The organism is Ramlibacter sp. (assembly GCF_041916345.1).
GTDB lineage: Bacteria > Pseudomonadota > Gammaproteobacteria > Burkholderiales > Burkholderiaceae_C > Ramlibacter.
The window spans coordinates 1-11,994 of record NZ_JAYRZR010000107.1 but is presented as its reverse complement, the minus strand read 5'-3'; the positions used below and the strand labels follow the sequence as shown (position 1 = coordinate 11,994).

Sequence of the window (11,994 nt, the reverse complement as noted above, 5' to 3'; positions counted from 1 at the left end):
TCGACGAGTTGCTGCCGCATCGCTGGACGCCAGCGGCCTGAGCAACTGAGATCAACGGTGGGATGGCGCGTCTAGGTGGGATGCCTGGACGCTTACGGAGGAGCTTGCCGCTTGCGGCAAGCGGGGGACATTCGCGCAGGCGGGCACCCGCCGGCGTGGACAACCGCGGAGATGGTGGAGAGGGGGAGGTGGCGTGGCACCTCCTGGATTCCCGCCTACGCGGGAGGGGATTCCCGCCTGCGCGGGAATGCCGCCCCTACTTCAGCGCCTTGAACCGCACACGATGCGGCCGGGCGCCTTCTTCACCCAGGCGCTTCTTCTTGTCGGCTTCGTATTCCTGGTAGTTGCCGTCGAAGAAGACCCACTTGCCTTCGTCCTCGGCTGCCAGGATGTGGGTGGCGATGCGGTCCAGGAACCAGCGGTCGTGGCTGATCACCATCACGCTGCCTGCGAACTCCAGCAGCGCGTCTTCCAGCGCGCGCAGGGTTTCCACGTCGAGGTCGTTCGACGGTTCGTCCAGCAGCAGCACGTTGCCGCCCTGCAGCAGCGTCTTGGCCAGGTGCAGGCGGCCGCGCTCGCCGCCGGAGAGCATGCCCACCTTCTTCTGCTGGTCGCCACCGTTGAAGTTGAAGCGGCCGCAGTACGCGCGGCTGGCCATGGTGAACTTGCCGATGTTGATCATGTCGAGGCCGCCCGACACGTCTTCCCACACCGTCTTGTCGTTGGCCAGTTCGTCACGATGCTGGTCGACAAAGGCCATCTGCACCGTCTTGCCGATCTTCACCTCGCCCGAATCGGGCTTCTCGCGCCCGGCGATCATCTTGAACAGCGTGGACTTGCCCGCGCCGTTGGGGCCGATGATGCCCACGATGGCGCCGGCGGGCACCTTGAAGCTCAGGTTGTCGATCAGCACGCGGTCGCCGAAAGACTTGGTGACGTTCACGAACTCGATCACCTCGTGGCCCAGGCGCTCGCCCACGGGGATGAAGATCTCGTTCGTCTCGTTGCGCTTCTGGTATTCGTAGTCCGACAGCTCCTCGAAGCGGGCGAGACGCGCCTTGCTCTTGGCCTGGCGGCCCTTGGGGTTCTGGCGCGCCCACTCCAGTTCCTTCTTCATGGCCTTGGTGCGGGCGTCCTCGGTGCGCTGCTCCTGCTCCAGCCGGGCCTCCTTCTGCTCCAGCCAGGTGGAGTAGTTGCCCTTGTAGGGGATGCCGCGGCCGCGGTCCAGCTCCAGGATCCATTCGGCGGCGTTGTCCAGGAAGTAGCGGTCGTGGGTGATGGCCACCACGGTGCCGCCGAAGCGCGCCAGGAACTGCTCCAGCCATTCCACGGACTCGGCGTCCAGGTGGTTGGTGGGTTCGTCCAGCAGCAGCATGTCGGGCTTGGACAGCAGCAGTCGGCACAGCGCCACGCGGCGCTTCTCGCCGCCCGAGAGGTTCTTGATCACCGCGTCCCAGGGCGGCAGCCGCAGCGCGTCGGCCGCGATCTCCAGCAGGTGCTCGGAGTCGCCCTCGGCGCCGGCGGCGGCGATGATCGCCTCCAGCTTCTGCTGCTCTTCGGAGAGCTTGTCGAAATCGGCGTCGGGTTCGGCGTAGGCGGCGTAGATCTCCTCCAGCCGGGCCTTGGCCTCGTGCACCTCGCCCATGCCGCCTTCCACCGCTTCACGCACGGTCTGCTCGGGTTCGAGCTGCGGTTCCTGCGGGAGGTATCCGATCTTCAGGCCCGGCATGGGCATGGCCTCGCCTTCGATCTCGGTGTCGATGCCGGCCATGATCTTCAGCAGGGTGGACTTGCCGGAGCCATTGAGGCCGAGCACGCCGATCTTGGCGCCGGGGAAGAAGGACAGCGAGATGTCCTTCAGGATCTGCCGCTTCGGCGGCACGATCTTGCCGACGCGGTTCATGGTGTACACGTATTGAGCCATGAGCGCGATTATCGGCCACGCCCCGCATCCCCCGATGACAGGCCCGCGCAGGGCCGCGGGCGGCTACTTCTTGTCGAGCGAGTTGCGCAGCGCCGCCTGCGCCACCTGGTCGAGCGCTTCCTCCACCACCGGGCGGTCCGCCACCACGCGCACGTGGCCGGCGGCGCGCAGCTTGTCGAGCGTGCGGCGCGACATGGAGTGCGCGGCGCCGGCGTGGGAGGTGAACATGAACAGCGTGGCGTGCGGGCTGCTCCAGGTGAGCTGGGCACGGATCCACTCGCCCTTGATGTACAGCTCCACCCAGGTGCCCAGGCGCAGTTCGTCCAGGCGCAGCGGCTCGGGCGGGGCGCCCGCCGGCGGTGCGGCCGGCATCGCAACCGGGGCCGGCGCGGCAGCCGCCACCGGCGCCATGGCGGGCGCAGCCGGGGCAGGCCGCTGGGGCGCACCGGCGGGCGCGGCCGGGGGCGCTGCCTGGGGTGCCGGTGCGACGGCTGCGTCCGCCGCTGGCTTCGCACGGGCCTGGGCCTCGGCCTCGGCCTGCTGGCGCACGGCGTCGTCCCACTCGGCCTGCAGGCGCTCGTCTTCACTGATCGGCGGCGCCTGCGGGGCGGCGGCCGGCTTGGCCGGCTTGGCCGGCGCAGGCGCGCGCGCGGCAGGCGCTGGTGCCTTCGCGGTCGGCGGCGGGGCGATGAAATCGAGATCGATGTCGTCGTCCGACACGTAGCCGGCTTCCTTGGCCTCGTTCTGGTCCAGCCACATCTGCACCGCGTCGCGGCCGGGCTCGGGCGTGAACTGCGAGTCCTCGGCCCAGGCGGCCTCGGCGGCGGCCTCGGCCTCGGCGGCGGCCTCGGCCTCGGCGTCGCGGCCCTCCAGCACGGCGGCGCGGTGCAGCGTGATCAGGTGGTCGAAGAAGCGTTGCGTCAGCTCCGGCGGGTAGCCGATGCGTGCCAGGCCCTCGCGCAGCCGCGCCAGCAGCCCGGGGATCATCTGCACCAGCCGGCGCACGCGGCCGCGCTGGGCGGATGTCTTCTGCACGCTCCAGATCAGGTCGTCCACCAGCGCGCGGTAGCCGTGCGGATCGGTGGAGCCGTCTTCACAGCTCAGCTGCGCCTCGGCCACCACCTGCGCCCACGAGCCGCGCAGGAAATCGCGCAGGAAGTCCGCCACGTCCAGGCCTTCGAGCAGGGCCTCGAACTCGTCGCCCAGCTTCTGGGCCAGCAGGTTGCGCTGCTCGGCATGCAGCAGCGCGCGGGCGGCCTCCTCGCGGCGCTGGCGGGCCTGGCTGTCCTGGCCGGCCCATTCGGCCTGCAGGTGATCCAGCAGCTCGGCAAAGGCCTCGGCATCCACCACCTTGCCGCCCAGCCACTTGGCCGCGCCCTCGATGGAGCGCATGAACTCGCCCCAGCCGGCGTCCGTCTCGGCGCTGAAGGCCAGGCTGCGCTGGGTGATGCGGTCCAGCAGCTGGCGCGCAGCATGGTTGCGGTCGCTGAAGAAGCGGGAGTCGGTCTGGGCGAGCCGCTGCACGGCGGGTTCCATCGCGCGCAGCTGGCGCTTGAAGGCGGGCAGCAGGCGGGCGTCGACCGCGAGGTTGTCGAACATGAGCCGCACGACCTCGTGGCCCAGCTGCTGGCCGATGCGCGGCGCCTGCGTTTCCTTGGCGGGCTTTTCCTCCAGCATGTTCACCGGCGCGGCCGGCGCCGCGGTGGGCTTGGGGCGGCGCTCCAGCCGCTCGATCAGTTCGTCGGCCTTGCGCATGTCCTGCAGCAGGCCCATGGAGGCCGGCACGGTATGCAGGAAGTCGCGCTGGCCGCCGCGCGGCTGGTCGAAGTCACCGGCCAGCAGCTTGCGCAGCCGGTCCAGCGTGAGCAGGGTCTTGGCGGCGGCGTCGTTCACCGGGTTGCCGGCCGAGGCCCCCGCGCCCTTGAGCAGGCGCCCGCCCACGGGCACGGCGGGCTCCACACCGGTGGAGCGCAGCCAGTCGGCCAGCTCGCGGTACAGCTTGGCGAGCTGCACGCCCATGATGCCGGCCGCCGGCGTGATGAGCTTCTCGCGCACGTGGTCCTCGGGCACGTGCACCTGCAGGGTGTGCTGCAGGGCGCGCACGTACACGTCGGGCCGGACGGGGTTGAGGCCGGGCTGGATGGTGCGCCAGCCCAGCATGGTGCTCAGCAGGGCATCCAGCGGCGGCAGGGCCTTGTCGACCGCGGCGGCCACCTCCTGCTGGGCGCGCGCCACCTCGATGCTCTGATCGAGCTGCTCGTCGGCGAAGAGCTGCAGGTCCTCGAAGCGCAGCACCTCGGTGTGCGCCTGGTCCTTGCCGCCGCCCTGGTAGACCAGGCGCGAGAGTTCATCGCGGAAGGTGGCGGTGACGGCCTTGGCCTGGCCGCTCAGGCCGAGCACGGCCATCTTGACCCCCGCCACCTGGAAGCCCGCGATGCGGCGCGGGCCATCGGTCGTGGCGCCCACCACCAGCGACTGCAGCATCTCGGCGACCAGGCCTTCGGTCTGCGCGAGCATGGTCTCCAGGCAGTCGTTCAGGGACGGCTGCAACGCAGTCGGGTCGTCCGAGACGCCCAACCGGAGCTTCAACAACTTGGCCATGGGGGGAGATTGCGCAGGCTTTGCGTGCATTATGGGACTGAGCCGTGGAATTTCGCGCGGCATCTGCGCAACGAGACGCGCAAAGTCAGCCTTCGACACCACGGCCTGACGCCGCGCTGACCGGCGCCTGACGCGCGCCTCACCCGGCCACGCCGGCACACGCCCCGGATCCGTGCGACAATCCGGGCTCCCGCGGACTCCAGTCGTCCGCAGGCTCAGCGAAACACGCTGGGGACCCGGCGGCCCATTCCAAGGCCCGCCACGTCCCAAACCCCCTGGAAACCCATCAGCCCCACTGGACCCGGCCACCCGCCGGATCGGCCGATGCCCCAGCGCCCGGGAAGGCGCACCCACATCATTCATGACTTTTGACGAACTGAACCTCGCCCCTGCCATCCTGAAGGCCGTGCACGAGGAAGGCTACGAGACCCCCACCCCCATCCAGGCCCAGGCCATCCCCGCGGTGCTGGCCGGCAAGGACCTCCTCGCCGGCGCTCAGACGGGCACCGGCAAGACGGCCGCCTTCACCCTGCCGCTGCTGCACAAGCTCTCCAAGGGCCACGGCAAGACCAACAAGTTCGGCCAGGATGGCATCGCCGCCCTGGTGCTGACGCCCACGCGCGAGCTGGCCGCCCAGGTCGAGGAGTCCGTGCGCACCTACGGCAAGTACCTGCCGCTCACCTCCACCGTCATCTTCGGCGGCGTGGGCATGAACCCGCAGATCGACCGCATCAAGCGCGGCGTGGACATCCTGGTGGCCACCCCCGGCCGCCTGCTCGACCTGCAGCAGCAGGGCCACCTGGACCTCTCCACGGTGGAGATCCTGGTGCTCGACGAAGCCGACCGCATGCTCGACATGGGCTTCCTGCCCGACGTGAAGAAGGTGCTGGCCCTGGTGCCCAAGGACAAGCAGAGCCTGCTGTTCTCCGCCACCTTCAGCGACGAGATCCGTGACCTGGCCAACACGCTGCTGCGCGACCCGCAGAGCATCCAGGTGACGCCGCGCAACACCACGGTGCAGCGCATCACCCAGGTGATCCACCCGGTCGGCCGCGAGAAGAAGAAGGCATTGCTGGCCCACGTGATCCAGGAGCACGACTGGAGCCAGGTGCTGGTGTTCACCCGCACCAAGTTCGGCGCCAACCACGTGGCCGACTACCTGAACAAGCAGGGCATCACCGCCATGGCCCTGCACGGCAACAAGAGCCAGACCGCCCGCACCCAGGCGCTGGCCGGTTTCAAGAGCGGCGAGATCCGCGCCCTGGTGGCCACCGACATCGCCGCCCGCGGCATCGACATCGACGACCTGCCGCACGTGGTGAACTACGAGATCCCCAACGTGCCGGAAGACTACGTGCACCGCATCGGCCGCACCGGCCGCGCCGGCAAGGAAGGCCAGGCGGTCAGCCTGGTGTGCCTGGACGAAGAAGGCTTCATGCAGGAGATCGAGCGCTTCACCAAGCAGGAGATCCCGGTGCAGGTGGTCGAAGGCTTCGGCCCGGACGAGGGCGAGCAGGCCCAGCCCATCGCCATGGGCCGCCAGGTGCTGTGGGGCGGCAAGGGCCGCATGCCCAGCCGCGAGGTGATGAACGCCGCCGCCAAGGCCGCGCGCAGCGAGATGATGCAGCGCATCCGCGAGAACAAGGCCAAGGAAGGCGAACGCAGCGCTCGCCCGCGCAACGGCGGCGGCGAAGGCCAGGGCGAAGGCCGTGGCCAGGGCCCCAAGCCGCAGGGCGGCCGCGGTGGTCAGGGCGCCGGCCAGGGCAAGGGCCAGCAGGCGCGTGGCGGCCGCGGCCAGGGCGGCGGTCGCAACGGCCAGGGCCAGCAACGCCCGCCGCAGCAGCAGGCCCAGCGCCCGCCCCGGCCGGACCGCCAGGAACGCCCGCGTGACGAAGCCTTCGACGACCGGGACGACGAGCGCATGCCGCGCAACATCGACCCGCTGCGCACCAGCCTGCCCAGCCGCCGCGACATGACCGGCGTGCGCCGCGTGCAGGCCGGCGGCCAGCCCGATCCCACCCGCACCAGCATCGACAGCATGGGGGCCACCGGCCGCCGTGGGGGCGGTAACCGCCAGCGTGGCGGTGGCGGCGGTGGTGGTGGTGGCTCCGGGCTGCGCGGCAACTACGGCAACCGCTGAAGCCGCGCGTCCTGCGCGCCCCCGGCGCGCAGGCGTAACATGGGCGCGATGACGAGCGCCCGCTCCCCCGCCTCGCATGGCCGGGCCGTGCTGCTGGCCGGCGTGACCGGCCTGGTCGGCCGCGAGATCTTCGCCGGCCTGCTGGCCGACCCCGGCGTGAGCGCCATCCACCTGCTCACGCGCCGGCCCTTCCACCATGAGGATCCGCGGGTGCACCCGCGCCTGGTGGACTTCGCGGCGCTGCCGAGCCTGCCCCCGGTGGACGAGGTCTACCTGGCCCTGGGCACCACGATCAAGGTGGCCGGCAGCCAGGCCGCCTTCCGGGCGGTGGATTTCGACGCCAACCTGGCCGTGGCCCGCGCAGCCCGCGCCGTCGGTGCGCAGCGGCTGGGCCTGGTGAGCGCGATGGGTGCGGATGCGCGCTCCGGCGTGTTCTACAGCCGGGTGAAGGGCGAACTGGAAGAGGCGCTGGCGCCGCTGGGCTATGCAGGCCTGGTGATCGCACGGCCTTCCATGCTGGCCGGTGACCGCGAGTCGCTGGGCCAGCCGGTACGTGGTGGCGAGCGGCTGGCCCTGAAGGTCACGCAGGCCCTGCGGCCGCTGATCCCCGCGAACTACCGGTCGATCCAGGCGAAGGATGTGGCGGCGGCGTTGCTGCGTGCGGTGCCCACGGCCAGCGGGCGTGTCGTGCTGCTGTCGGGGGCGATGCAGGGGGCTTAGGGGGACCGCTGGGGTTGCGCTGTCGCTCCACCCCAGCCTACAGGGAACCCGCGTGTCTGGCTGTTCGTAGGCTGGGGTGGAGCGACAGCGCAACCCCAGCGTTTCCCCACGCCCCCCGTCACACGCCGATCACGCCGCCATCCACCCGCCGGATCACCACCGTCGCCGACCGTGGCCGCCCCCCGGGGGCGAAGTCGGGCCAGCGCGAGTACTTGCCCGGCTCCGCCGGATCGCTGCGGTCGCTGGGTGTCTCACCGGGGTGTTGCACGTTGATGAACATCGTGCGGCCGTCGGGCGTCATCGTGAGCCCCGTGATCTCGCAGTTCGTCGGTCCGGTGAGGAAGCGCCGCGTCTCGCCCGTCGTCACGTCGCAGGCCAGCATCTGGTTGTTGCCGATGTGGGCGAACTCGCCCTTGTACATCTGCGTGGCATGGGCATCGGTCTGGATCCAAAGCAGGCCGCGCGCGTCGAAGGCCAGGCCGTCCGGGCAACCGTAGATGTCGCCGCGGATGTTGCCGCGTGCCTCGGGCCGAGCCTGCGCGGGGTCGCCGGCCAGCACCAGGTGGTTCCAGCGGAACTGCGTGGCGTCGAAATCGCCGCCGGCCGCCGGGCCTTCGTCCCAGCGGATGATGTGGCCGTGGGTGTTGCCGTTGCGCGGATTGGCCGCATCGGCGCCGGGCTGCCCGGGCTTGCCGCGATCCGAATTGTTGGTGAGCGTGCAGTACACGGTGCCCCCCATCGGGTCGATCGCCAGCCACTCGGGCCGGTCCATGCGGGTGGCGCCCAGCGCATCACTCGCCTGCCGCGCCTTGATCACCACCTCCCCCTGGTCCGCGAAGCCGTTGGCCGCGGTCAGCGGGCCCTGGCCATGCACCAGGGGCAGCCAGCGGCCTGTGCCGTCGGCGTCGAAGCGGGCCACGTACAGCGTGCCGTGATCGAGCAGCTCGCGGTTGGCCTGCGCCGCCGTCAGCCCGTTGCCGGCGGGGCGGATGCGGTCGCGGCTGACGAACTTGTAGATGTACTCGTTGCGCGCGTCCTCGCCGCTGTACACGACCGCGCGGCCATCGCGCGTGACCGCGACCCAGGCGCCCTCGTGCGCGGCGCGGCCGAGCGCGGTGCGCTTGACCGGCGTGGACTGCGGATCCATCGGGTCCACCTCCACCACCCAGCCGAAGCGGTTCGGCTCGTTCGGGTTCTTCACGGCGTCGAAGCGCGCGTCGTGCTCGGGCCAGCGGAAGAAGGCGTTGCGCACCAGGCCCCAGCGGCGCTGGTGCGCGTCGGGCTTGTCGCCGACGGCGAAGTAGAAGCGGAAATTCTCCTCCCCGCTCAGGTAGGTGCCCCAGGGCGTGAGGCCCGCGGCGCAGTTGTTGAAGGTGCCCAGCACGGTGCGGCCGTCCGGGTCTGCCGCGGTGCGCATCAGCGCGTGGCCCGCGGCCGGGCCGCCCACGCTGAACGGCGTGGTGGCGGTGATGCGGCGCGCGTACCGGGAGGGCCGCACCATGCGCCACGCGCCGCCCTCGGCCTGCTCGACCTCGATCACCGAGATGCCATGCGCGGCCTGGCTCTTGCGCACTTTCTCCGCCGTCCACGGCGTCATGCCGCCGGGGTGCAGCAGGCCGTCGTCCACGTACTCGTGGTTCATCACCAGCAGGCCACGCCGCGAGCCTTCCAGCGGATAGAAGTGCATGCCGTCGTGGTGCATGCCCATCTGCGCGGCCTGCTCCTCGGCGGTGTTGGAGGCATCGGCCTTGAAGGCCGGCATGCGGCCCGGCAGGCCCACCGGCTCGCCCCAGGCCGCGAGCGCCGTGGCCACGTAGCCGGGCGGCACGACGAGCTGGTCGCCCATGCCGATGGGAATGCCCTTGAAGCCGGGCTTCATGCGGGCGCCGGTCGGAGCCGGCGATCCGGATGCGGCGGCTGGCGCGTCGGCGCCCGGCGAGCGGAAGCCCGGCGCGGCGCAGCCGGCGAGCCAGGGGCCGAACAGCGCGGCCGCCGCCGCGCCCAGCGGCACGCCCAGCACCTGGCGGCGCGTGGGGGCCACGGCGCGGATGTGAGGGGTGGTGGAGGGGTTGCTGTCTTCCAGCTCGTCGAAGGGCGTGGTCATGGGGGTCTTGTTGGAAGTCTTGTGGGCTGGGTTGGAGGGGCATTTTCGTAGGCTGGGGTGGAGCGGCAGCGCAACCCCAGCGGTTCAGGCGGGCCACCCAACAACCGCTGGGGTTGCGCTAGCGCTCCACCCCAGCCGACGAGGAGCCTACGAAGAGACGCGCACCACCGCATCCGCACGCCGATGCAGATCGGGCAGCAGCGCGATGCCCAGGCCGGGCTTGTCGTTCAGCGAGATCATGCCCTGCTCCACTTTCGGCAGCTCGGTCACGAGCTCCTTGTACCAGCCGCTGTAGAAGGCGCGCACGCTCTCCTGCACCAGCGCGTTGGGCGCGTGCAGCGACAGGTGCGTGGAGGCCGTCCACACCACCGGGCCGGTGCAGTCATGCGGGGCCACCGGCAGCTGCCACGCATCAGCCATCGCGGCGATCTTGCGCGCCTCGGTGAGGCCGCCGCACCACGACAGATCCAGCATGGCCACGCCGGCCACGCCGGTCTGCAGGTAGTCCTTGAAGCCCCACTTGTAGCTGAGCGTCTCGCTCGCGCACACCAGCGCGCGGCAGTCCTCGGCGTAGGCCTTGAGCAGATCCAGGCTGTCGATGCGGATCGGGTCCTCGTGCCAGAAGGTGTCGAAGGCCTGCAGCTCACGCGAGATGCGGCGCGCCATGGGCAGGCGCCACAGGCTGTGGAACTCCACCATGATGTCCATGTCGCGGCCCACCGCGCCGCGGATCTTGCGGAAGGGCTCCAGCGCCGTGTCCAGCTCCGCCGGGCTGATGTACTGGCCGTGGCTGCGCTCGGCCGCCAGGTCGAACGGCCAGATCTTCATGGCGGTGATGCCCTCCTCGCGCAGGGACAGCGCGAGTTCATCGGCGTGATGCAGGAAGCCCTGCAGGTCCTCATACGGCCCCTGCGCATTGCCCAGCCCCCAGTTGGAGGAGGTCTGGTTGGCATTGCTGCGCACGTACTGGTAGCCGGCGCAGGTGTTGTAGATGCGGATGCGGTCGCGGCAGGCGCCGCCCAGCGCGGTGTGGATCGGCATGCCGGCGGCTTGGCCGAACAGGTCCCACAGGGCGATGTCGACGGCGGAGTTGCCGCGCGTCTCCACGCCGGAGCCGCGCCAGCCCAGGTAGCCCGTCAGGTCGCGCGCGCGCGCCTCGATGGCCAGCGGGTCCTGCCCCAGCAGGCGCGGCGCCGCCCATTCGTGCAGGTAGGCCTCCACCGCCTGGGCGCCCATGAAGGTCTCGCCCAGGCCGACCAGGCCCTCGTCGGTGTGGATGCGCACCCACAGGATGTTGGGGAATTCGCCCAGGCGCAGGGTCTCGAGCTGGCGGATCTTCATGCCGGCCCTCCAGAAGGCCAGGTGAGGCTCAGGTGGGCTTGCGGGAGGGCGCGGGCGAAGGCGACGGTGCACCCGGCTCCATGTCCTGCCGCAGGTCGCGGATGGCGCGCTCCATGCCGGGCGCCAGCACGTTCCAGTGCACGGCCCGGGCCAGGCGCGGATGGTTCTCGCGGTACGCGCGGGAGGAGACGAAGGCCAGCGGGTCGGCATACAGACCCAGGTCTTCCACCACCATCGGGTCCTGTTCGGTCGGGAAACCGCCGACGTAGGCAGACGACAGTGCGTCCCAGAGCATCGCGCCCCCTACGTGGATGCCGTAGCCCCACTCCCAGCCCTGGTCCTTCAGGCGCTGCCGCGCGGCGGCCATGTAGGCTGCGTCGAAGATGTAGGTGTCGGTGCGCAGCCACTGGCCGTGCACCCACACCTCCAGCACGGGGCGGGCGGCCTGGCTCACGCCGGTGGTCAGGCCGCGCAGGATCTCGCCGCGCAGCGAGACATAGCGGATGCGCGCGGGCAGCCGTGCCAGACGCAGCATCGCCACCAGCAGCGTCACCTTGTCCGGCGCGTCGCCGCGGCCGGCATCCAGCACCTCGCGCCCGGTGTGCAGCCGCATCTTGAAGGGCTTGGCGAAGGGGATGCGCTTGACGAACGCGTAGAGCGCGAGCGCCTTCTCGCGTTCGGTCTTGGACAGCTGCGTGAGCGCCCGCACCCGCAGGCGCAGCTTGGGGTCTTCCAGGTCCAGCAGGGGGGTCGAGCCGAGCCAGCGCCGCGGGTCGTCCTCGCGGTCGCTGATCGGGCTGGCGTCTCCAGGGTCGGACACAGGGGGAGGCTGGAACCCGGAGCCCAGGGCCCCGGCAAGTGGTTCCGGTCATTCTAGTGTCCTGCCCTCGGGGCTGCTGCCGGGCCGCGGGCGCGGCAGCAGCCAAGCTGCATCAGCCGCCGCGCGCCTTCTTCAGCGCGTCGAGCACCACGTTCACGGCCTCGGCACCGATGGTGGGCACGTTCTTGTCATAGACCGGCTTCACCTTCTCGAACATGCGGCGCTGCTCGGCGGCGCTGATCTCGTTGACCTGCATGCCCTTGGTCTTGAGGCTGGTGAGCGACTTCTCGTTCAGCGTGCGGTTGGCCGCGCGCTGCACCTTCTGGCCTTCGACCGCCGCCTCG

Annotated in this window: 7 protein-coding genes and 1 pseudogene; 2 read left to right on the top strand and 6 right to left on the bottom strand. The window is 70.8% G+C overall.

The window, feature by feature from the left end:
• Positions 1–256: 256 nt before the first annotated feature.
• Together ettA and ACE3T5_RS19085 are read right to left on the bottom strand one after the other, a co-directional pair.
• Complete coding sequence (gene ettA / locus ACE3T5_RS19090) at positions 257–1,924, bottom strand: energy-dependent translational throttle protein EttA (protein ID WP_374669693.1); 1,668 nt, start codon at positions 1,922–1,924, stop codon at positions 257–259.
• A 63-nt stretch (positions 1,925–1,987) separates the two neighbouring features.
• Positions 1,988–4,525 (bottom strand): DUF1631 family protein, encoded by a 2,538-nt coding sequence (locus ACE3T5_RS19085; protein ID WP_374669692.1) that lies wholly within the window; start codon positions 4,523–4,525, stop codon positions 1,988–1,990.
• Between the two features lie 361 nt (positions 4,526–4,886).
• On the opposite strand from ACE3T5_RS19085, the gene ACE3T5_RS19080 reads away from it, so the two are divergent.
• The gene (locus ACE3T5_RS19080) at positions 4,887–6,665 is read left to right on the top strand and encodes a DEAD/DEAH box helicase (protein ID WP_374669691.1); all 1,779 of its coding nucleotides are present in this window, start codon (positions 4,887–4,889) and stop codon (positions 6,663–6,665) included.
• Positions 6,666–6,713: 48 nt separating this feature from the next.
• Positions 6,714–7,385 (top strand): nucleoside-diphosphate sugar epimerase, encoded by a 672-nt coding sequence (locus ACE3T5_RS19075; RefSeq protein ID WP_374669690.1) that lies wholly within the window; start codon positions 6,714–6,716, stop codon positions 7,383–7,385.
• 118 nt (positions 7,386–7,503) lie between these two features.
• On the opposite strand, the gene ACE3T5_RS19070 is transcribed toward ACE3T5_RS19075, so the two are convergent.
• From ACE3T5_RS19070 to ACE3T5_RS19055, 4 genes and pseudogenes are all read right to left on the bottom strand, one after another.
• Positions 7,504–9,489 (bottom strand): PhoX family phosphatase, encoded by a 1,986-nt coding sequence (locus ACE3T5_RS19070; protein ID WP_374669689.1) that lies wholly within the window; start codon positions 9,487–9,489, stop codon positions 7,504–7,506.
• A gap of 147 nt (positions 9,490–9,636) precedes the next feature.
• Positions 9,637–10,830, bottom strand: a complete 1,194-nt coding sequence (locus ACE3T5_RS19065; RefSeq protein WP_374669688.1) for a mandelate racemase/muconate lactonizing enzyme family protein — start codon at positions 10,828–10,830, stop codon at positions 9,637–9,639.
• A 28-nt stretch (positions 10,831–10,858) separates the two neighbouring features.
• Positions 10,859–11,650, bottom strand: coding sequence for a transglutaminase family protein (locus tag ACE3T5_RS19060; protein WP_374669687.1), 792 nt, complete (start codon positions 11,648–11,650; stop codon positions 10,859–10,861).
• Positions 11,651–11,762: 112 nt separating this feature from the next.
• Positions 11,763–11,994, bottom strand: a pseudogene (locus ACE3T5_RS19055) (TRAP transporter substrate-binding protein); the annotation flags it as partial.